The following is a 21,361-nucleotide window of genomic DNA, read 5'->3' on the forward strand; positions in this document are numbered from 1 at the left end:
CGCCGTGAATACACTTTGGACAGACACCACTTGTATACAATTACAAAACGCAAGAGGCACCAAAATCATGAGCAAAATGAGAGCAATCGAAGCCGCCGTCCTCGTCATGCGCCGTGAAGGCGTGGACACCGCCTTCGGTATCCCAGGCGCTGCGATCAACCCGCTGTACTCAGCCTTGCAGAAGGTGGGTGGCATCGATCACGTCCTTGCTCGCCACGTTGAAGGCGCCTCGCACATGGCCGAGGGTTACACCCGCACCAAGGCCGGCAATATCGGCGTGTGCATCGGCACCTCGGGCCCGGCGGGCACCGACATGGTCACCGGCCTCTACAGCGCCTCGGCCGACTCGATCCCGATCCTGTGCATCACCGGCCAGGCACCACGGGCCCGCCTGCACAAGGAAGATTTCCAGGCCGTGGACATCACCAGCATCGTCAAGCCGGTGACCAAGTGGGCGACCACCGTCCTCGAGCCGGGCCAAGTGCCGTACGCATTCCAGAAAGCCTTCTATGAAATGCGCTCCGGCCGCCCTGGCCCGGTGCTGATCGACCTGCCGTTCGACGTGCAGATGGCCGAGATCGAATTCGACATCGACGCCTACCAGCCGCTGCCACTGGCCAAGCCCTTGGCCACCCGCATCCAGGTCGAAAAAGCCCTGGCCCTGCTGGATCAGGCGGAACGCCCGTTGCTGGTGAGCGGCGGCGGCGTGATCAACGCCGACGCCAGCGAGCTGCTGGTGGAGTTCGCCGAGCTGACCGGCATCCCGGTGATCCCGACGCTGATGGGCTGGGGCACCATTCCCGACGATCACCCACAGATGGTCGGTATGGTCGGCCTGCAAACCTCCCACCGCTACGGCAACGCGACGCTGCTCAAGTCAGACGTGGTGCTGGGTATCGGCAACCGTTGGGCCAACCGCCACACCGGTTCGGTCGAGGTCTACACCGAAGGCCGTAAATTCATTCACGTCGACATCGAACCGACGCAGATTGGCCGCGTATTCACCCCGGACCTGGGCATCGTGTCCGACGCCGGCTCCGCGCTGACGATGTTCATTGAAGTGGCCCGTGAGTGGAAAGCCGCCGGCAAGCTCAAGGACCGCAGCGCCTGGCTGCATGACTGCCAGCAGCGCAAGGCGACCCTGCAGCGCAAGACCCACTTCGACAACATGCCGGTCAAGCCGCAACGGGTGTACGAAGAGATGAACCAGGTGTTCGGCAAAGACACCTGCTACGTCAGCACCATCGGCCTGTCGCAGATTGCCGGCGCGCAGTTCCTGCATGTGTACAAGCCCCGCCACTGGATCAACTGCGGCCAGGCCGGCCCGTTGGGCTGGACCATTCCGGCGGCGCTGGGCGTGGTCAAGGCCGACCCTAGCCGCAAGGTGGTGGCGCTGTCCGGCGACTATGACTTCCAGTTCATGATCGAAGAGCTGGCCGTGGGCGCGCAATTCAAGCTGCCATACATCCACGTTGTGGTGAACAACTCCTACCTGGGGCTGATCCGCCAGGCCCAGCGCGGGTTTGAAATGGACTACTGCGTGCAGTTGTCTTTCGACAACCTCAACGCACCAGAGCTGAACGGCTACGGCGTCGACCACGTTGCCGTCGCTGAAGGCCTGGGCTGCAAGGCCCTGCGCGTGTTCGAGCCAGGGCAAATCCAGCCGGCATTGCGCCGCGCCGAAGAAATGATCGAAGAGTTCAAGGTGCCGGTGATCGTCGAGATCATTCTGGAGCGCGTGACCAATATTTCCATGGGCACCGAGATCAACGCCGTCAACGAATTCGAAGACCTGGCCCTGGTCGGCAACGATGCGCCGACCGCCATTTCCCTGCTCGATTAAGGAGAACCCTATGCCGCGCTTTGCCGCCAACCTGTCCATGCTGTTTACCGAGCAAGACTTTCTCGCTCGCTTCAAGGCCGCAGCCGATGCCGGTTTCCAGGGTGTCGAGTACCTGTTCCCCTATGAATTCAGCTCGGCTGAAATCAAGGCCCAACTCGATACCCATGGCCTGACCCAGGTGCTGTTCAACCTGCCGGCCGGTGACTGGGCCAAGGGCGAACGCGGCCTGGCGTGCCACCCGGACCGGGTCGAGGAGTTTCGCGCCGGGGTCACCCTGGCCATCGCCTACGCCCAGGTGCTGGGCAATACCCAGATCAACTGCCTGGCGGGGATTCGGCCCAAGGGTGTGGATGATGAAACCGTGGAAAGGACCTTTGTCGCCAACCTCAAGTACGCCGCCGACAAGCTGCAGGCGGCGGGCATCAAGCTGGTGATGGAAGCGATCAACACCCGCGACATTCCGGGTTTCTACCTCAACAACACTGCACAGGCCCTGTCGATTCGCGAACAGGTGGGCAGTGACAACCTGTTCCTGCAGTACGACATCTACCACATGCAAATCATGGAAGGCGACCTGGCCCGGACCATGGCGGCGCACCTGGAGGAGATCAATCACATCCAGCTGGCGGACAACCCTGGGCGCAATGAGCCGGGAACCGGGGAGATCAACTACCGCTTTCTGTTCGAACATCTGGACCGCATCGGATACGCGGGCTGGGTCGGCTGTGAATACAAGCCGCTGACCACCACCGAAGCGGGTTTGGGCTGGCTTAAAACCCACAACGCCATCTAACCGACACCATACAAAACCTTGTGGGAGGGGGTTGCTGTAGTGAGGGGGCTTGTCCCCCGACGGGTTCACCACAGACCCCATGGGGCTGCTACGCAGCCAGCGCGGGACAAGCCCGCTCACCACAACAAGCCCCTCACCACAACAAGCCCGCTCACCACCGCAAGCCCAGCGCCCACAAAGCATAAAAAGAGGATTTCATCATGGCTAAAATCGGATTTATCGGCACCGGCATCATGGGCCAACCCATGGCCGCAAACCTGCAGAAAGCCGGTCATCAACTGTTTCTTTCCGAACACCACGGCAAGGCGCCGGCCGAGCTGATCAGCGCCGGCGCAGTGGCCCTGGCCACCCCGCAGCAAGTGGCCCAGGAAGCCGAGTTCATTATCGTCATGGTCCCCGACACCCCGCAGGTCGACGACGTACTGTTCCGCGCCGACGGTGTGGCGGCGGGCCTGTCGCCGAACAAGGTGGTGATCGACATGAGTTCGATCTCTCCCACAGCCACCAAGGCGTTTGCGGCAAAGATCAACGAGCACGGCGCGCAGTACCTCGACGCCCCGGTGTCCGGCGGTGAAGTCGGCGCCAAGGCCGGTACCTTGAGCATCATGGTCGGTGGCGAGCCGCAGACCTTCGAACGTGCCCTGCCGCTGTTCCAGAGCATGGGCAAAAACATCACCCTGGTGGGCGGCAATAGCGACGGCCAGACCGCCAAAGTGGCTAACCAGATCATCGTCGCGCTGAATATCCAGGCAGTGGCCGAAGCGCTGCTGTTCGCCGCCAAGAACGGCGCCGACCCGGCCAAGGTGCGTGAAGCGCTGATGGGCGGCTTTGCCTCGTCGAAGATCCTCGAAGTGCATGGCGAACGCATGATCAAGGGCACCTTCGATCCGGGCTTTCGCATTAACCTGCACCAGAAGGACCTGAGCCTGGCCCTGGCCGGTGCCAAGGAACTGGGGATCAACCTGCCGAACACCGCCGGCACCCAGCAGGTGTTCAGCACCTGCGCGGCGCTTGGCGGCGGTAACTGGGACCACTCGGCGCTGATCAAGGGGTTGGAGCATATGGCGAACTTTTCGATTCGCGATAAGTAACCCCTTTGAAAGGGCTGTACCTCTAATAACAAAAATACCCGGGAGCCCGCTTATGTCGGTCGATCCGCAACACCTGCTTCGCGAGCTGTTTGCCACAGCCATCGATGCCGCCCACCCCCGGCACGTCCTCGAACCCTGCCTGCCCGCCGACCGCAGCGGCCGCGTGATCGTGATCGGCGCCGGCAAGGCGGCGGCCGCCATGGCGCTGGTCGTCGAGAATTGCTGGCAAGGCGACGTCTCAGGCCTGGTGGTCACCCGCTACGGCCACGGCGCCCCTTGCCAGAAAATCGAAGTGGTCGAAGCCGCCCACCCGGTGCCCGATGCCGCCGGCCTGGCGGTGGCCAAGCGCGTGCTGGAATTGATCAGCAACCTGGGCGAAGACGACCGGGTGATCTTCCTACTCTCCGGCGGCGGCTCGGCACTCCTGGCACTGCCTGCCGAAGGCATCAGCCTGGCCGACAAGCAGGCCATCAACAAAGCCCTGCTCAAATCCGGCGCCACCATTGGCGAGATGAATTGCGTACGCAAGCACCTCTCGGCGGTCAAGGGCGGGCGGCTGGCCAAGGCGGCCTGGCCGGCGACGGTCTACACCTATGCGATTTCCGATGTGCCGGGCGACCAGGCCACGGTCATCGCCTCCGGCCCCACGGTCGGCGACCCCAGCACTTCGCAACAGGCCCTGGCGATCCTCAAGCGCTATGGCATCGACGCACCGGCCGCCGTGCGCAGCTGGTTGCAGAATCCGGCCTCGGAAACCGTCAAGCCCGGCGACCCGGTGCTCGCCCGCAGCCACTTCCAACTGATCGCGCGCCCGCAACAATCCCTGGAAGCGGTGGCGGTGAAAGCGCGCCAGGCCGGTTTCAGCGCGCTGATCCTCGGCGACCTGGAAGGCGAAGCGCGGGAGGTGGCCAAAGTGCACGCCGGCATCGCGCGGCAAATCGTGCAGCACGGCCAGCCGTTGGCGGCGCCGTGCGTGATCCTCTCCGGTGGGGAAACTACGGTCACCGTGCGCGGCAACGGCCGTGGCGGACGCAATGCCGAATTCCTGTTGAGCCTGACCGACAGCCTCAAAGGCCTGCCCGGCGTGTACGCCCTGGCCGGCGACACCGACGGCATCGACGGCTCGGAAGACAACGCCGGCGCAATCATGACCCCGTGCAGCTATGCGCGCGCCGAAGCCCTGGGCCTGTCGGCCAGCGACGAGCTGGACAACAACAACGGGTATGGCTACTTCGCCGCCCTCGACGGCTTGATCGTTACCGAGCCGACCCGCACCAATGTCAATGACGTGCGCGCCATCCTGATCCTTGAGACTGCCCACCATGACGCCTGACAAGAAGGTCAAGATCCTCGCCACCCTGGGCCCGGCCACCGACGGTATCGACGACATCCGCGAGCTGGTGCAAGCCGGGGTGAATATCTTCCGCCTCAACTTCAGCCACGGTGAGCATGCCGATCACGCCCGGCGCTACCACTGGATTCGCCAGGTGGAGCGCCAGCTCAACTACCCGCTGGGCATCCTCATGGACCTGCAGGGACCGAAGCTGCGCGTCGGGACGTTTGCCGAAGGCAAGGTGCAACTGGTGCGTGGCCAGGCCCTGCGCCTGGACCTGGACCCGACGCCGGGTGACCAGCGCCGGGTCAACCTGCCCCACCCGGAAATCATCGCCGCCCTGGAACCGGGCATGGACCTGTTGCTCGACGACGGCAAGCTGCGCCTGCGCGTGATCACCCGGCACGCCGCTGCCATCGACACCACCGTACTGAATGGCGGCGAGTTGTCCGACCGTAAAGGCGTCAACGTCCCACAAGCCTTGCTGGAACTCAGCCCGCTCACCGTCAAGGACCGTCGCGACCTGAGCTTCGGCCTGGAGCTGGGCGTGGACTGGGTGGCGCTGTCGTTTGTGCAGCGCCCGGAAGACATCCGCGAGGCCCGCGAGCTGATCGGCGACAAGGCCTTCCTGATGGCCAAGATCGAGAAGCCTTCGGCCGTACAACGCCTGCGGGAGATCGCCGAGCTGAGCGACGCGATCATGGTGGCCCGGGGCGACCTGGGCGTGGAAGTGCCGGCCGAGAGCGTGCCGCAAATCCAGAAAGACATCATCCGCACCTGCCGCCAGTTGGGCAAACCGGTGGTAGTGGCGACGCAGATGCTGGAGTCCATGCGCTTCTCGCCGGCGCCGACCCGCGCGGAAGTGACGGATGTCGCCAATGCAGTGGCCGAAGGCGCGGATGCGGTGATGCTGTCGGCGGAAACCGCGTCGGGCGAGTACCCGCTGGAAGCCGTGCAGATGATGAGCAAGATCATCCGCCAGGTGGAAAACGGCCCGGACTACCAGACCCAACTCGACGTCAGCCGGCCCAAGGCCGATGCCACGGTGTCGGACGCCATCAGCTGCGCGATCCGGCGCATCAGCAGCATCCTGCCGGTGGCGGTGCTGGTGAACTACAGCGAGTCGGGCAGTTCCAGCTTGCGCGCAGCGCGGGAACGGCCGGTGGCGCCGATCCTCAACCTCACACCGAACCTGTCCACGGCGCGCCGCTTGAGCGTGGCGTGGGGCGTGCATTCGGTGGTCAATGATCGACTGAGGCAGGTGGATGAAGTGTGTTCCACCGCGCTGGAGATTGCCCAGGCCCAGGGCATGGCGCAGCGCGGGGATACCTTGGTGATTACCGCCGGGGTGCCGTTCGGGCAACCGGGGTCGACCAACTCCTTGCGCATAGAGACGCTGATCTAGCGCCTGCAGAGGCCCCATTGGGGGCAAGCCCCCGATGGGCCCAACTCGGTCCCACTGAATACCCATCATGCACACCCCAACCTGCCCCGACTGGGCCGAAGCCCTGCTCAACGGTTTCAGCCAGATCTTCCTGCAACGCCATCCGCTGTGCGGCCTGCTGTGCCTGTTGGCGATCCTGATCGGCGCTCCGGCCTTGCTCGGCGGTGCGCTGCTGGGTGGGGTCGCCGGGTTGCTCACGGCCCAGCGGCGCGACTATCCCAAGGCCGAGCGCCAGGCCGGGCTGTATAGCTACAACGGCGTATTGCTGGGCCTGTTGATCAGCCAGCATTTCACCTGGTCGGCCTTGTTGCCACCGCTGATCCTCGCGTGCGGCGGCTTGAGCGCGATCCTCACGCGGCACTGGCTGAAACACGCCAGCCGGCCGCACGACTTGCCCGCCTACACCGCGCCCTTTGTCGGCCTGGGCTGGCTGCTGCTGGGCAGCGTCCCACACAGTGCCTTGGCCCTGGGCGAGCCCGATACCCTGGCGGTGCTCGGCGCGCCGTTCACCGGCCTCGCGCAGATCATGCTGCTGGACCAGCCGCTGGCGGGCGCGCTGATTGCCCTCGGCCTGTGGCTGGCGAACCGGCGTGCCGCGGTCTGGGCCGTGATCGGCGCCAGCAGCGGCGTACTGATCGGATTGCTGCTGGACGACAGCAGCGCCGTCCTCCTCGGCCTGCACAGCTACAACCCGGCTCTCGCGGCCCTGGCGCTGAGCCAGGCACGGCGCCAACCCTGGCTGCCCCTGCTCGGCATCCTGCTGGCGATCCTTCTCACTCCGGGCTTTGCTGCCCTGCACCTGCCCGCACTCACCGCGCCGTTTATCCTCGCCTGCTGGCTGGTACTCGCCGGCGCCCGAATACTCAGGAAACCGCGCATGGACAGCCCCTTCGAATCCCCCTAGGCTTGCTCGATATTCGATTCAGGCGGGCTTTATGGACAGCAACAACGACTGGCGTCAGCGGCTCTACATCATGGTTTTTCAGAGCGACACCGTCGCCGGGCGGCGCTTTGATGGCATCCTGCTGTTGATCATCCTCGCCAGCCTGGTGATCGTGATGCTCGACAGCATCGACCAGGTCCACCAGAACTACGCCGACGTGCTGGCCTACATTGAATGGGGCTTCACCCTGATCTTCCTGATCGAGTACGGGTTGCGCCTGTACTGTTCGCCCAAGCCGTTGCGCTACGCCTTCAGCTTTTACGGGCTGGTGGATCTGCTCGCCATCGTGCCCGGCATCCTTGCGCTGTACTACAGCGACGCGCAGTACCTGCTGATCATCCGCATCATCCGGATGCTGCGGATTTTCCGCGTGCTCAAGCTCAGCCCGTACCTCAAGCAGGCCAACTACCTGATGGCGGCGCTGCGCGGCAGCAAGCAGAAGATCGTGGTGTTCCTGGTGAGCGTGTGCACCCTGGTGACGGTGTTCGGCACCTTGATGTATGTGATCGAAGGCCCGGAGCACGGCTTCACCAGTATCCCCAAGGGCATCTATTGGGCGATCGTGACGCTGACCACCGTGGGCTTTGGCGATATCGTGCCCAAGACGCCGTTGGGCCAGGTGATTTCGTCGCTGGTGATGATCACCGGTTACTCGATCATCGCCGTGCCCACGGGTATTTTTACGGCCGAACTGGCCAGTGCCATGCGCGGTGAGCAACTGCAACACGACTGCCCGGTGTGCAGGAAAAACAGCCACGAGCCCAACGCGGCGTTCTGTTCGCGCTGTGGCAGCGCTCTTTTTAAGAAAGTGGAATAAGCAAAGTTCTTTTTAATCTTTAAGCGACTAAGTGCCCCCGGCTATAGTCGCTGGCAATGTGCCTCCCCTCTTCTCCCGAACAACAAGGAATGAGCAGTGAAAAAACTCGTAAGCGCCTCTCTCCTGGCCGCCGGCCTTGCCCTCGCGGGCGCCGTCCAGGCTGCCCCGGTCACTCTGCTCAACGTCTCCTACGACGTGATGCGCGATTTCTACAAGGACTACAACGCCGCCTTCCAGAAGCACTGGGAAGCCGAGCACCCGAACGACAAGCTGACCCTGCAGATGTCCTTCGGCGGTTCCAGCAAACAAGCGCGCTCGGTGATCGACGGCCTGCCGGCTGACGTGATCACCATGAACATGGCCACCGACATCAACGCCCTGGTCGACAACGGCAAACTGGTGCCGGACAACTGGGTCACCCGCCTGCCGAACAACAGCGCGCCGTTTACCTCGGCCACCGTGTTCATCGTGCGCAAGGGCAACCCCAAAGCCCTGAAAGACTGGCCGGACCTGCTCAAGGATGGCGTGCAGGTGATCGTGCCCAACCCGAAAACCTCCGGTAACGGCCGCTACACCTACCTGTCGGCCTGGGGTTATGTACTCAAGAACGGCGGCGACGAAGACAAGGCCAAGGCCTTTGTCGGCAAGCTTTTCAAACAGGCGCCCGTGCTGGACACCGGTGGCCGCGCCGCCACCACCACGTTCATGACCAACCAGATCGGCGACGTGCTGGTGACCTTCGAGAACGAAGCCGAAATGATCGCGCGTGAATTCGGTCGCGATCAGTTCGAAGTGATCTACCCAAGCGTCTCCGCCGAAGCCGAGCCGCCGGTGTCGGTGGTGGATAAAGTGGTCGAGAAGAAAGGCACCCGCGAGGCAGCTGAAGACTACCTGAAGTACCTGTGGTCGCCGCAAGGCCAGGAAATCGCTGCCAACAACTACCTGCGCCCGCGTGATCCGAAGGTGCTGGCCAAGTACACCGACCGCTTCCCGAAAGTCGACTTCCTGTCGGTGGAGAAGACCTTTGGTGACTGGCGCACCGTGCAGAAAACCCACTTCAATGATGGTGGGGTTTTCGACCAGATCTACTCCGGTCATTAACTGACAAATGTGGGAGGAGGCTTGCCCCTCCCACATTTAGATCTGGGTTTTGCAGTTACATCGGCGGTGTCACGCCATCCTTGCCGGCTGAAATGGCTTGGGCAGTGATTTTCCCATCCGCCCCCTGCGCGGCAAACAACACCACCTTCACCCCCGGCTTGAGCAAGCTGCGGTCCCCCGGTTCCAGGTTGACGATCGGCACATCCTCCGGCACCACGATCTTCTGTTCGCCGCCCTTGTATTTCACGGTCAACGTCCGCCCTTTGCTGACCACCAGGTCGCCGACGGTGCCGTTGGTCATGCTGCTGCCTTCCTTCAGGTCAAACGCCCGATGCCCGTCGCCGGTGCCGGCCATGGCCGGTGGGAACACATGCACTTCCAGCGCCGTCAGGGTGCCGTCGGCGTTGGGCATGGCGGCCGAGCCGATGTAGCTGCCCGGCTTGATTTCATCGATTCTGGCCAGGGTGACGGCGCGCACCTGGGTGTCCTTGGTCAGGTGCACGGTGACGTCTTCACCGCTGTTGACCTTGACCTGCATCGCATCACCGTCCATCGCGGTGATTGCCCCGCGTACGCCTACGCGCGGCGCATCGGCGGCATTGGCCAGGCCCAGGGCCATCGCAGCAGCGAGGCTTGAAGCCAGGAGCATCTTGTTCAACGTGATTTTCATGGCGCTGGATTTCCTGTTTCGGCAGTTGTGTCTGAATGTATCATCACCCGGCATAAGTGATATCACCACAAGCGGCCTACTCGCCGTTGAACCTTGTCTTTACTCTCGCTCGCCATCTTCCTTCGCTTTTATGAGAACACCATGAATGCTACCCCCCACGCTACGAGCACCATGACCCGCGCGATGGTGATGCTGTTTGCGTTTTGCTGCGGCGCCATCGTCGCCAACATCTACTACGCCCAGCCGATCATCGAACTGATCGCCCCCGACATCGGCCTCACCCCCGCGATGGCCAGCCTGATCGTGTCCCTGACGCAAATCGGCTATGCCCTCGGCCTGTTCTTCCTGGTGCCTTTGGGCGACCTGCTGGAAAACCGCAAGTTGATGATCATCACGACCGTGGTGGCAATTGCCAGCCTGTTGGGCGCGGCCTTTACCGAACAACCGAACCTGTTCCTGCTGGTGTCGTTGCTGATCGGCTTCAGTTCGGTGTCGGTACAGATCCTGATCCCCCTGGCCGCACACCTGGCGCCCGCCGAGTCTCGGGGTCGGGTGGTCGGCAGCATCATGGGTGGGCTGCTGTTGGGCATCCTGCTGGCGCGGCCAGTGTCCAGCGTCGTGGCTGACCATTTTGGCTGGCGCGCGATGTTCATGGCGGCCGCCGCGTTGATGGTGTTTATCAGCGTGGTGCTGATGCTGACCATCCCCAAGCGCCAGCCGGACCACAGCGCCAGTTATGGTCAATTGCTGCGCTCCCTGGGCACCCTGTTGCGTGAACAACCGCTGCTGCGTCAACGTGCGTTTTACCAAGGCTGCATGTTCGCCACGTTCAGCCTGTTCTGGACCGCCGCCCCGCTGGAACTGGTGCGCAACCATGGCCTGAGCCAGACCCAGATCGCGATCTTCGCCCTGGTCGGTGCCATCGGCGCCATTGCCGCCCCCATCGCCGGACGCCTGGCCGATGCCGGCCACACCCACCGCGCGTCGCTGCTGGCCATGGTCTTTGCGGTATTGAGCTTCCTGCCGGCCTTTGTGCACCCGCTGTACAGCGTGATCGGCCTGGCGGTGACCGGCGTGGTCCTGGACTTCTGCGTGCAGATGAACATGGTCCTCGGCCAACGCGCCATCTATGCACTCGACGCCAACAGCCGCAGCCGCTTGAACGCGCTGTACATGACCAGCATCTTCATCGGCGGTGCCTTCGGCTCGGCGATTGCCAGCAGCGTGTACGAACACGGCGGCTGGCTGGGCGTGATGCTGGTGGGCAGCGCGTTCCCGCTGGTAGCGTTGTTGCGTTTCCTCAGTGCGTCGCGGCAAACGGCTGTCGCCACCGCCTAAGAACGCACCAACTTCTCCAAAGCCGCATCCGCCAGAAATGACGAGCGGCTTTTGACCTTGTGCTCGCGCACATAGCGGTCGATTCGCTGGATGACATAGCCGGGCAAGGTCACATTGACCTTCTCGGTCTTGCCCAGATAGGGCGAGATGTCCAGTTCGAGCATACCCCAGCCCATCCCGGCGTAATCTTCGTGGGTGTGATGATCGGCCACCGACGTTGGCATCGGAATCACCCCGCCTTCTGCGGCGATCTCTTGCAGCAGGATGTGCGCGACTTCCACCGCGGCGTTGTAGGCCTCTTCGAAACTGTCCCCGGCGGTGACTGCACCTGGAATATCGGGGATCTGGATACCGGTGGCGGTGAAGTCATCGCCCCATTCGATACAGATTGGGTATTGCATGAATGCTCTCCTTAAAACTGAAACAGCCCGGCACGTTTCCTGATGCTTCTGATGGTGCCCAGCGGCAGATACTTCTTCGGATGCGGCACCGGGATCGTGTACGGGTTATAGCGGTGGGTAAAAATAGGATGACTGCCCGTGACCCGATCCAGCACCCAACCCGCCTCTTGTAGCTCCTTGATCAATAGCCTGCTTTGCACCCCAGTCTCCTTGGCTTGGCCTAAAAAAGTAACCCTAGAGTTATCTTCACTCAAGCACAAAATAGGTCAGGCTGACTGATGGTTGTTTTGCGCCATGTTGAAAACCACCAACCGGATGACACTCCATGGGCATTACCCTTAGGCTTGTACGCCGCGCTGCCTCGCGATGCGCTCAATCCAGCAAGGAACACCCGATGGACCGTCTCACCGCCATGGAAACCTTCGTCCACGTTGTCGAGACCGGCTCGTTCTCCGCCGCCGCCAAGCGCCTGGGCATCGGTCAACCGGCCGTGTCCAAGAGCGTCGCGCAATTGGAGGCACGGCTGGCGGTACGCTTGGTGATGCGTTCGACAAGAGGCCTGACGCCAACCGAGGCGGGGCTGGCGTTTTTCGATAAAGCCAAGCGCGCCATCGATGAAGCCAACGCGGCCGACGAAGCGGCGCGCGGTGCAGGCTCCGGACTCTCGGGGAACCTGCGGATCAGCGCGCCGGTGACCTTCGCCCGCCTGCACATCATTGCGCACCTGGGGCCGTTCCTGGCGCAATATCCCGGGATGAACGTGGACGTGGTGCTCGATGACCGCAGCCTCAACCTGGTGGAAGAAGGTATCGACGTTGCCCTGCGCATGGGCAACCTGAATGATTCAAGCCTCACGGCGCGCAGGATCGGCGAATCGCCCTGCGTCATCCTCGGTACCCCCGCCTACTTCGAACGCTTCGGCGAACCCGCTACCCCCGCCGACCTGATGCAACACCAGGCAATCATCTACACCCGCGGCGAAGGCGCGCACTGGAACTTCACCCAAGGCGGTACCCTCGCCCCCATCGTCGCCCAGGGCCGTGTGCGCGTCACTGCAGCTGAAGGTGTGCGCGCAGCCGTGCTGAGTCATTTGGGGCTGACCCTGTCGTCAACCTGGATGTTTTCACCGGAGCTGGCCAGCGGCGAGGTCAAGGCCGTGTTGACTGACTGGGCATTGCCGTCGCGGGATTTATGGGCGGTGTTCCCTTCCGGGCGCATGGCAAGCGCCAAGGCGCGGGCGTTTGTCGACTATGTGCAGGCGCTGATCAAGGCCTGAGCCTGTCAGCGCCTCGCCATGTGGCATGTGTTATCGGCGGGCATCCGACTGGACGATACCTTGCATCCATTGCAACAAGGCCGCCAACGCCTTGGCCATCACCTCCTGTAACGCGACAAGCGGGTCCGTGTTGGTATCAAGTGGGGGCGCAGGGGCTGGTGTCGGGACAACCCTCGGGTTCACTTCCGGCTTTTGCCCCTGCCACTGCACATCGCCCGGTTTGATCTGGCCAATGCTCTTGATCACCAGGTCGGCGCTGCCGCTCCCCTTCAGGTCTATCTCCAGGCTTGAACGCCCCGTGGCTGCGTCGTGCCTGAGCAATGCCTCGCCGGCGCGACCCGTGAACCGATCAGTGAACGTCAGGGCACCGACGCGCGCCTCTCTCAATGCACCCGAGACGTCAATCTTGTCCGTCCCGCTGGTAAAGTCCTCGATCAGGTCAGGCTGCTGCGGTGTGGAGTCGCTGGCCTTGTCGTAGTCAAAAATATCCGCCCCGCCGCCGCCCCGCAGCCTGTCTGCACCCAAGCCGCCCTTGAGCCGATTGTCTGCCTCATTCCCCGTCAACACGTCACGTCCGGCCCCACCGATGGCGTTTTCAAGCACGCAGCCCTTGGCGATGGAAACATTGCCTTTCAAGCCGCCCACATCGGAAAACGACTCGGCGTTCAAATTGATGTTCTGGTTCTGGGAAAACCCGGAACAATCCAGGGTGTCGTTACCGCCACCATCCCATACGCAAAAGATAGGTTTATCCCTGGCGCTGGTGAGGGTCATGGCTTCGCAGCCGGTATTGGAATTGAAGCCATAGGTGGTGTCGGTGTTGCGGGTTTTGTGATTGGCCCCATAGAGCCGCTGAACGGCAGCGATGTCATCCATCATCGGGGCAGAGGGATTCGAATACCGAAAGTCGTGACCAGCCTGGTTTTTCTCCGACCAGTAGCTCATCACACTGCGCGCCTTTGTATCGCCGGCATATTTGGCACCATTGTTGTAATCAGCACCGCCGCCATTGTAATCACCAGGATGCTGCAGGCCGATGGCATGGCCGATCTCATGCACGGCAGTAACTGAAAAGTGGCTGCCCAGCGCAGGCGAACTACTTTCTCGCAGTGTGCCGACCGTGGCCGTGGTGGTGGTAATGCCGCGCGAGGGTGAGCTGGCGACGCCACGGTCACCGCGCGGGTTGTTTTTGATGTGAACCGTGCCATCGGCGCCGGCTGCCCGTTCCTTGAAACTGATGTTGGCCACGTCCTCCCAATGTTGCACCGCCTGGCGCACTCGGCGTTGCTGCGCGGCGCTGAACGTCGGGTCTACCGTATAGGAGAGGTCGGTGCGCTTGTCGCCATTACGGTCGTGGAAGTGCAGGTTATTGCGGGTGATGTACTTTCCGGCCTGCTCCGTTGTGAAGGTTGGTTTGCGACCGGCGCCCACACCATAGGGGCCAGAATCGGAAGGCGGCAGGTTTTCAAGTGATACGTTGAGACGAGAAAACTCAGAGTTAATCATGAGATAGCGCTCCCTACAGTAAGTTAATGAGCCGAGTCAATCAGAATCGACGCAATAAGCTCCCATGTAGAAAACACTCAGGACAGCACTGATTTAGTTCCTGCTGAAACACACTAAGGTGGCGCAACATGCGTTAAGACATGCAATAAACCGCTTGCACTTTAAACAACTGAACACACACTTTCGCGCCAAAAAACTTATTGGATTCTCAGAAAAAAAACAAAATCCTACACAATGACGCTGATTTGACTACACCAAATCCGCCCTCAGACAGATACATGCACTTAACTTTTTCCGCCGAGTTCACGGCCTGTCAGGATTTCGCCGCTTGACATGCCCCATGCCGCACTCGATCAATGCGCTGCGCGGTTGACGGCACAGGCTTGCATCATTGGTCAGGCGCATACGGAGTGCCCCGAGTTCAGGCAACACAGCAGGCGCTCGACCGTGTGTTCCAGTGGCCCGGAGTTATCCAGCACAAACAACCCTGAGCCATTGCCGGCGATCAGTTCGGTGGTGAACCGCGCATTGCGCGCCAGGCGCTCCTCGATATCCACCTGGGCCTCACGCCCCCGCGCCACCAGGCGCTGGCGCAATACGGCTTGATCCACCGTCAGCAACAGCACCCACATATCCGGGTAGCGCTCGCGGGTCTGCGCCAGGTGCGCGCGAGAACCATTGACCAGTACGTCTTCCCCCGCCGCCAGCCATTCGTCGATGACCTTGGGGATGCCGTAGGACAACCCGTTGGCGTGCCAACTGAGGGCAAACGCGCCCTCGGCCTGCATCACGGCGAATTGCTCCGGGCTGACACCCTGGGCCGCCTCGCCCACCGCTTCCGCCGAGCGCGTGATCACCCGGCGCACAATCCGGCAACCGCGCTCGGCCAATCGTGGGCGTGCAGCCTCCAACAGGCTGTCCTTGCCCGAACCCGATGGCCCGATGAGATAGATCAACCTGCCCGCCATCAAAACACCCTCTTCGCTTGTTGCCAGATTGGTTGCACCACGGGTAGCCCTGCGCGGCTCCTGGCTTGGACCAGGTCGGCGCGCAGGCCAATGGCGATGTTCCCCGCACTGGAAAGTATATCCAGCAATCCCTCGGCAGCGACCACGTTACTGAAGCGCGCGCCGCCTCAATATTTGCCGGGCTTAATACTTGCTCAACCCTGACGGGTTGGTGAGGTTTTTTGAAAGTCGCGTGTTGCGGTGATTCAGTCCGTTTCAAAGGGCGAGATAGCCGGAAGTATCTTCAATTCGAAATCTTCCAGAGCCAACATCGCCCCATTTGAAAGCTGCCAGGTGTAGAAATCCGAGAAGTCCCCTCTGGCCAATGCACGAATCACCTTTGCCACAAAACCATGTGCCACCAGCAAAACAACCTGTGTTGGATAAAGCGACGTTAACTGGACCAAGCCTTGGTGTACTCGCGTGACCACATCAGCTATCGACTCACCACCGTCAGGCCCTGCCGTCCATTGGCGCGTGATGTCCTGTGCCCAAAGCGCTGGATGCATGGCCTTGGCCTCCGCCTGAGTCAACCCTTCGAACACACCCACATCGCGCTCGCGGAAGCTGTCAATCGTCACAGGTTCAAGGTTTAACACACGGTTAAGAATCTGCGCCGTTTGCCGCGCCCGCAAGCGTGGAGAAACGATCAACACCTCAATACCGCCGGGTAGTTTTTCGCTGAGCAAAACAGCCTGTTCCCGGCCCCGCTCGGTCAGTTCCGGGTCGAGTGCGCCGAGGTAGCGATGCTCCGCGTTGGCCCACGTTTCGCCGTGGCGTATGACGTAGAGGTTCATGAGGGTCCATCTCGTTGAAGGGTGGGAAGTTAATCTGGTCCTGATCATATTGCCGCCTATGCACAGAAGTGGCCTTAAGCAATGCCAGCAAGATGCTGGAGTCGGCGACTGTGTGTGCCTACGACTGCCCCGAGCACTGGGATGGTTCAAGCCGCAAGCAGGTGCTGGCGGTGGTACAGATGGTTGAGATTGCGCAGTTGTTAGTGGGGGCGGCGCTGGAGCGGGAGTGTCCCGTGGCTTGATGGCTGAGGAGATCTCCTGTGGGAGGGGGCTTGCTCCCGATAGCGGTAGGTCAGTCAGACATTAATCAACTGAAACACCGCTATCGGGGGCAAGCCCCCTCCCACATTTGCCCTCCAGTGTTTGGAAGAATGGGTTTCACAGGCATGAAGAAGGCGACCCGAAGGTCGCCTTTTGTCATTGCGCGTACTGCTTGCTCAAGCCCGGCGGCACGCCCTGCACGTCGGTGTCTTCCCAGGGTCCGTTGGGGCTGATGGAGCGGCTCCAGCCGTTGCTCCAGCGGTAGTAGGTGCGCTGGCGGTAGAAGGTGTCGGGCTGGTCGTCGAGCACGTACACCTGCATCTTGCCGTCCCAGTGGCTGGCGGCGCCCGGTGGTGGGGCGAAGGTGGGCGATTTGGTCGGCAGTGGCTTCGGCGGCGGGGTCACCGGGCCAGAGGGCCTGGTGCTCGGCTGGGTCGACGGGCCTGACGGTGGGATGGTCGGGCCGGTCGGCGCGGGAGGTGGGCGGTGGACCGCACAGGCGCTCAGGCCCACTACCAGGCTGAGCAGGGTGATGCGTGCAAATGCGGTCATGGGCGTTTCCTCGAAATTACTTGTCCGGACTGTCGATGGTCAGCTGCTGCAGCGCAGTGGTGGTGCTGGCCAGGGGTTGGCTGCGGCCGATCCACTCGCCGGTGGTCGGTTGACCGGCCCGGGATATGCGCGCAACCAGTTGGACTTCGGGGAAGTTGGACAGTTTCAACTGCGGCATCATCGCGTCGGCATCGCCGAGTTCGACGGTGACGGGCAACTCGGCAACGGTGACGCGCTTGGCCGCCAGGGGTGCCGGCGGGCCTTTTACCGCGCGGGCGAAGATGAATACGCTGTCGGTGGGCAGGGCCTTGGCCTTGACCTCGGCGGACAGGTCCACGCGGACGTTCATCACCGCTTTCTGCGCCACGCTACCGCCGCCTTCCTTGAGTTTTTCCGCGGCACGGTCAATGCCGCCTTGCAGCGCCACGCGGGAATTGTCTTGCGGTGGCAGTTGCGCCAGCAGGCGGCTCCAGTAGTCGATGGCCTCTTGATAACGCTGGCCTTCGAAGGCGGCGATACCGAGCAGGCCGAGGCTGGTGACTTCCTTCGGGTCAAGCTTCAAGGCTTCGTCGGTCAGCGCCTGGACCTTGGGCGACCACTGTTTGTTGTCGGCAAAGTACTGCGCCTGGGCCCACTGGCCGAGCAGTTCCGGCTGGCGCCCGGCCAGCGCCACGGTACGCTCGAAGACCTTGGCGGCATCGGCGGAACGGTCCTGGGCCATATAGGCGCGACCGAGGAAGTACAGGCCTTCCGCCGAGTCCGGTTGGGCGGCGGCGGCGCGTTCCAGGCGCCGGGTCATGTCTTCCATGGACACCGGCGGTTGGGAAAACTCGCGGGTCAGTTCGACCTTGTCGCTGGCACCGAAATGCATATACAGGCCAAGGCCGAGCACCGGCACAAGGACGGCGGCGAGCAACGGCAGCGGCTTGCCCAGGCGCGATTCGCGGGGCTTTTCCACACCTTCGGTGTCGGCCAGCAGCTCGCGGGCGGCTTCGGCGCGGCCGCTGTCGAGCTGCGCGGCGTTGAGCACGCCTTCGTCCTGCTGCACTTGCAGCTCGGCCACACGCTCTTGGTAAAGCGCCACGTTCAGCGCGGTGCGATCCTCTTCACGCTGGGCACGGCGGCCACGCAACACAGGGATCAACAGGAAACTCAGGGCAATCAGAAGCAGCAAGCCGGCTGCGAGCCAGAAATCAATCATCAGTCTTGGTGTCCAGCAATTGGTCGAGGCGTTTACGCTCTTCGGGGGATAGCGCGTCGGAACCATCGGTAGGCGCGGCGCGGCGACGGCGGACGATCACGGCCATCACCACCACGCCGGCCAGCAGCAGCCCGGCGGGGCCGAACCAGAGCAGTGCGGTCTTGCCGGTGAGGGCCGGTTTGTAGCGCACGAAATCACCGTAGCGGTCGACCATGAAGTCGATGATCTGCTGGTTGTCCTTGCCCTCCCCCAGCATGCGGAAGATTTCCTTGCGCAGGTCGGCGGCGATGGGCGCGTTGGAGTCGGCGATGTCCTGGTTCTGGCACTTGGGGCAGCGCAGCTCCTTGGTCAATTCGCGGAAACGCTCGCGGTCACCGTCCTTGGCGAATTCGTAAGTGTCGATGGCGGCGTGGGCCACACCGGCCAAGCCCAACGCCAGCACGGCAACGGCTAACAGGCGCTTCATGGCTTGGCCTCGTCGACCAGGGCCTGGTACTTGGCGGCCAGTTGCTCGCGCCACACCACTTCGTCGATCACTCCGACGTATTTGTCGCGGATCACACCCTTGGCATCGATGAAGAAGGTTTCCGGGGCGCCATACACGCCGAGGTTCAAACCGAGGTTGCCGTCTTCATCACGGATATCAAGCTGGTAGGGATTATGGAATTCCGCCAGCCACTTCAAGGCCGCCGCGTTGTCGTCCTTGTAGTTGATGCCGTAGATCACCACGCCCTTCTCGGCCAGCTTGTTCAGCACCGGGTGCTCGACGCGGCAGGAGATGCACCAGGTGCCCCACACATTGACCAGCGCCGGTTTGCCGAGCAGGTCGGCCTGGGTCAGGGTCTTGTCACCCTGCACGGTCGGCAGGCTGAACGCGGGGAACGGCTTGCCGATCATCGCCGAGGGCAACTCGGCCGGGTCCAGGTACAAGCCGCGATACAGGAATACCGCCACTACGAGAAACAGGGCCAGCGGCACGACCATCAACCAACGCTTCATACCGCCGCTCCTTGCAGGCCCAGCGCTTCACGCACCCGGCTCTTGACCTTGACCCGATACCGGCGGTCCAGCGCCGCGAGCAAACCACCAAAGCCGGTGAGCAAGCCACCGAACCAGATCCAGCGCACGAACGGTTTCACATGCACGCGCACGGCCCAGGCGCCATCGCCCAAGGGTTCACCCAGGGCCACGTAGAGGTCACGGGTGAAACCGGCATCGATGCCGGCTTCGGTCATCATCGAGCTTTGTACGGTGTACAGGCGTTTTTCCGGGTGCAGCACGGCGATCTCTTTACCGTTACGGACTACGCGCACCGTGCCTTTGTCTGACGTGAAGTTCGGTCCTTCGAAGTGCTTGGCGCCTTCGAAGATGAAGTGGTAACCGGCCAGGTCCATGGACTCGCCCGGCGCCAGGCGCAGGTCGCGCTCGGCACTGTTCTGGCTGGAGAGCACCACACCAAGGGCGCACACGGCGATGCCGATGTGGGCGATCTGCATGCCCCAGTAGCTGCGGGTCAGGGTCGGCAGGCCTTTGACCAGGCCTTTGTGGCGGGTCTTGTCGACGATGTCACGCACACCGGCCAGCAGCACCCAGGCGGCGAGCAGGAACGTGGCGAGCACCGCCCAGTTGAAGTCGCCGTAGGCGATACCGGCGACCACGGCCAGGGCCACGCTGCCGAGCAGCACCGGCATCAGCATGCCGGCCAGCCATTTGACCGGGGTGTCCTTCCAGCGCACCAGCACACCGACCGCCATCACCACCATCAACAGCCCCATCAACGGAATAAACAACGCGTTGAAGTACGGCGGGCCGACGGACAGCTTGGCGCCGCTCAGGGCATCCAGCACCAAGGGGTACAAGGTGCCGAGCAGGATCATCGACGCGGCCACCACCAGCACCAGGTTATTGCCCAGCAGCAGGGTTTCCCGCGACCACAGGTTGAAGCCGACCTGGCTCTTGACCACCGGTGCGCGCAGGGCGAACAAAGTGAGGGAGCCGCCGACCACAAACAGCAGGAAGATCAGGATGAACACACCGCGCTCCGGGTCGGACGCAAACGCATGCACCGAGGTCAACACGCCCGAACGCACGAGGAAGGTGCCGAGCAGGCTGAGGGAAAATGCGGCGATGGCCAGCAACACGGTCCAGCTCTTGAACACGCCGCGTTTTTCGGTAACGGCCAAGGAGTGAATCAGTGCCGTGCCGACCAGCCATGGCATGAAGGACGCGTTTTCCACCGGGTCCCAGAACCACCAGCCGCCCCAGCCGAGTTCGTAGTAGGCCCACCACGAACCGAGGGTGATGCCGATGCCGAGGAACGCCCAGGCGACGATGGTCCACGGCCGCGACCAGCGCGCCCAGGCCGCATCGAGACGCCCGCCGAGCAAGGCGGCGATAGCGAAGGCAAAGGCCACGGAAAAACCCACGTAGCCCATGTAGAGCATCGGCGGGTGCACGATCAGGCCGATGTCCTGCAGCAGCGGGTTGAGGTCGTGACCGTCCGCCGGGATCTGCGGCAGGATGCGGGTGAACGGGTTGGAGGTCATGATCAGGAACAGCAGGAAGCCGATGCTGATCATGCCCATCACCGCCAGCACCCGTGCCAGCATGACTTGCGGCAACTGGCGCGAGAACACCGACACCGCGAAGGTCCAACCGCCGAGGATCAACGCCCACAACAGCAGCGAACCTTCATGGGCGCCCCACACCGCGCTGAACTTGTAGTACCAGGGCAAGGCGCTGTTGGAGTTATTCGCTACATAGGCGACGGAAAAGTCGTCGGTCATAAAGGCGTAGGTCAGGCAGCCGAACGCGAACACCAGGAACGCGCACTGGCCCCAGGCGGCCGGCTGCGCCAGGCTCATCCACAGGCGGTCACCGCGCCAGGCACCGAGCAACGGCACCACCGCCTGGACGATGGCAAAGCACAAGGCGAGGATCATCGCCAACTGGCCCAGCTCCGGAATAAACAGTGCGGACGTCATGGC

General features: G+C 62.6%; 22 protein-coding genes and 1 pseudogene. 11 read left to right on the plus strand and 12 right to left on the minus strand.

The window, feature by feature from the left end; all coding sequences use genetic code 11:
• Positions 1-67: 67 nt before the first annotated feature.
• From gcl to BB029_RS16130, 8 genes are all read left to right on the plus strand, one after another.
• Positions 68-1,843, plus strand: a complete 1,776-nt coding sequence (gene gcl / locus BB029_RS16095) for a glyoxylate carboligase (RefSeq protein ID WP_065939937.1) — start codon at positions 68-70, stop codon at positions 1,841-1,843.
• A gap of 10 nt (positions 1,844-1,853) precedes the next feature.
• Positions 1,854-2,636: a hydroxypyruvate isomerase gene (gene hyi / locus BB029_RS16100; protein ID WP_065939938.1), complete on the plus strand. Its 783-nt coding sequence runs from the start codon at positions 1,854-1,856 to the stop codon at positions 2,634-2,636.
• Positions 2,637-2,836: 200 nt separating this feature from the next.
• Positions 2,837-3,727: a 2-hydroxy-3-oxopropionate reductase gene (locus tag BB029_RS16105; RefSeq protein WP_065939939.1), complete on the plus strand. Its 891-nt coding sequence runs from the start codon at positions 2,837-2,839 to the stop codon at positions 3,725-3,727.
• Positions 3,728-3,779: 52 nt separating this feature from the next.
• A complete protein-coding gene (locus tag BB029_RS16110; RefSeq protein ID WP_065939940.1) occupies positions 3,780-5,060 on the plus strand; it encodes a glycerate kinase in 1,281 nt (426 codons plus the stop codon).
• Positions 5,050-6,465, plus strand: a complete 1,416-nt coding sequence (gene pyk, locus BB029_RS16115; protein WP_065939941.1) for a pyruvate kinase — start codon at positions 5,050-5,052, stop codon at positions 6,463-6,465. The genes BB029_RS16110 and pyk overlap by 11 nt, the downstream gene beginning before the upstream one ends.
• Positions 6,466-6,532: 67 nt before the next feature.
• Positions 6,533-7,408 (plus strand): urea transporter, encoded by an 876-nt coding sequence (locus tag BB029_RS16120; RefSeq protein WP_065939942.1) that lies wholly within the window; start codon positions 6,533-6,535, stop codon positions 7,406-7,408.
• A gap of 31 nt (positions 7,409-7,439) precedes the next feature.
• On the plus strand, positions 7,440-8,264 hold the full coding sequence (locus BB029_RS16125; protein WP_027607039.1) for an ion transporter: 825 nt from the start codon (positions 7,440-7,442) through the stop codon (positions 8,262-8,264).
• A 96-nt stretch (positions 8,265-8,360) separates the two neighbouring features.
• Positions 8,361-9,365, plus strand: a complete 1,005-nt coding sequence (locus BB029_RS16130; RefSeq protein ID WP_065939943.1) for a sulfate ABC transporter substrate-binding protein — start codon at positions 8,361-8,363, stop codon at positions 9,363-9,365.
• A 55-nt stretch (positions 9,366-9,420) separates the two neighbouring features.
• Here the strand turns inward: BB029_RS16130 and BB029_RS16135 are convergent, their stop codons facing one another.
• Positions 9,421-10,035, minus strand: a complete 615-nt coding sequence (locus BB029_RS16135) for a DUF5666 domain-containing protein (RefSeq protein WP_065939944.1) — start codon at positions 10,033-10,035, stop codon at positions 9,421-9,423.
• A 141-nt stretch (positions 10,036-10,176) separates the two neighbouring features.
• Here BB029_RS16135 and BB029_RS16140 point away from each other — a divergent pair, with 141 nt between their 5' ends.
• Positions 10,177-11,373 (plus strand): MFS transporter, encoded by a 1,197-nt coding sequence (locus tag BB029_RS16140; RefSeq protein WP_065939945.1) that lies wholly within the window; start codon positions 10,177-10,179, stop codon positions 11,371-11,373.
• On the opposite strand, the gene BB029_RS16145 is transcribed toward BB029_RS16140, so the two are convergent.
• Entirely contained in the window at positions 11,370-11,774 is a 405-nt protein-coding gene (locus BB029_RS16145; protein WP_065924469.1) for a type II toxin-antitoxin system HicB family antitoxin, read from the minus strand. The genes BB029_RS16140 and BB029_RS16145 overlap by 4 nt on opposite strands.
• Positions 11,775-11,785: 11 nt before the next feature.
• Entirely contained in the window at positions 11,786-11,974 is a 189-nt protein-coding gene (locus BB029_RS16150) for a type II toxin-antitoxin system HicA family toxin (RefSeq protein WP_065939946.1), read from the minus strand.
• Positions 11,975-12,168: 194 nt separating this feature from the next.
• Here BB029_RS16150 and BB029_RS16155 point away from each other — a divergent pair, with 194 nt between their 5' ends.
• Positions 12,169-13,050 (plus strand): LysR family transcriptional regulator, encoded by an 882-nt coding sequence (locus BB029_RS16155; RefSeq protein ID WP_065939947.1) that lies wholly within the window; start codon positions 12,169-12,171, stop codon positions 13,048-13,050.
• A gap of 30 nt (positions 13,051-13,080) precedes the next feature.
• Here the strand turns inward: BB029_RS16155 and BB029_RS16160 are convergent, their stop codons facing one another.
• The 4 genes and pseudogenes from BB029_RS16160 to BB029_RS16170 form a co-directional block, all read right to left on the minus strand.
• Positions 13,081-14,556: a M10 family metallopeptidase C-terminal domain-containing protein gene (locus BB029_RS16160; protein ID WP_065939948.1), complete on the minus strand. Its 1,476-nt coding sequence runs from the start codon at positions 14,554-14,556 to the stop codon at positions 13,081-13,083.
• Between the two features lie 395 nt (positions 14,557-14,951).
• Positions 14,952-15,524 carry a phosphonate metabolism protein/1,5-bisphosphokinase (PRPP-forming) PhnN gene (gene phnN / locus BB029_RS16165; protein ID WP_065939949.1) on the minus strand — a complete coding sequence of 191 codons (573 nt, stop codon included), beginning with the start codon at positions 15,522-15,524 and terminating at the stop codon, positions 14,952-14,954.
• Positions 15,524-15,640: pseudogene (locus BB029_RS33820) on the minus strand (PhnM protein); the annotation flags it as partial. The gene phnN and the pseudogene BB029_RS33820, both read right to left, overlap by 1 nt.
• A gap of 129 nt (positions 15,641-15,769) precedes the next feature.
• Positions 15,770-16,360 (minus strand): histidine phosphatase family protein, encoded by a 591-nt coding sequence (locus tag BB029_RS16170; protein WP_083236431.1) that lies wholly within the window; start codon positions 16,358-16,360, stop codon positions 15,770-15,772.
• Between the two features lie 68 nt (positions 16,361-16,428).
• Here BB029_RS16170 and BB029_RS33265 point away from each other — a divergent pair, with 68 nt between their 5' ends.
• Entirely contained in the window at positions 16,429-16,602 is a 174-nt protein-coding gene (locus BB029_RS33265) for a DUF6124 family protein (RefSeq protein ID WP_168166822.1), read from the plus strand.
• A 175-nt stretch (positions 16,603-16,777) separates the two neighbouring features.
• Here BB029_RS33265 and BB029_RS16175 read toward each other — a convergent pair whose 3' ends face one another.
• The 5 genes from BB029_RS16175 to BB029_RS16195 are packed head-to-tail and all read right to left on the minus strand — an operon-like array spanning position 16,778 to position 21,358.
• Positions 16,778-17,173: a hypothetical protein gene (locus tag BB029_RS16175; protein WP_065939950.1), complete on the minus strand. Its 396-nt coding sequence runs from the start codon at positions 17,171-17,173 to the stop codon at positions 16,778-16,780.
• 16 nt (positions 17,174-17,189) lie between these two features.
• Entirely contained in the window at positions 17,190-18,374 is a 1,185-nt protein-coding gene (gene ccmI / locus BB029_RS16180; RefSeq protein WP_065939951.1) for a c-type cytochrome biogenesis protein CcmI, read from the minus strand.
• Positions 18,367-18,840, minus strand: a complete 474-nt coding sequence (locus BB029_RS16185; protein WP_065939952.1) for a cytochrome c-type biogenesis protein — start codon at positions 18,838-18,840, stop codon at positions 18,367-18,369. The genes ccmI and BB029_RS16185 overlap by 8 nt, the downstream gene beginning before the upstream one ends.
• Positions 18,837-19,373 carry a DsbE family thiol:disulfide interchange protein gene (locus tag BB029_RS16190; RefSeq protein ID WP_010211784.1) on the minus strand — a complete coding sequence of 179 codons (537 nt, stop codon included), beginning with the start codon at positions 19,371-19,373 and terminating at the stop codon, positions 18,837-18,839. The genes BB029_RS16185 and BB029_RS16190 overlap by 4 nt, the downstream gene beginning before the upstream one ends.
• Complete coding sequence (locus tag BB029_RS16195; RefSeq protein WP_065939953.1) at positions 19,370-21,358, minus strand: heme lyase CcmF/NrfE family subunit; 1,989 nt, start codon at positions 21,356-21,358, stop codon at positions 19,370-19,372. Before BB029_RS16195 ends, BB029_RS16190 begins: the two co-directional genes overlap by 4 nt.
• Positions 21,359-21,361: the final 3 nt, after the last annotated feature.

It is taken from the genome of Pseudomonas sp. S3E12 (assembly GCF_001702295.1).
Classification (GTDB): Bacteria; Pseudomonadota; Gammaproteobacteria; order Pseudomonadales; family Pseudomonadaceae; genus Aquipseudomonas; species Aquipseudomonas marginalis.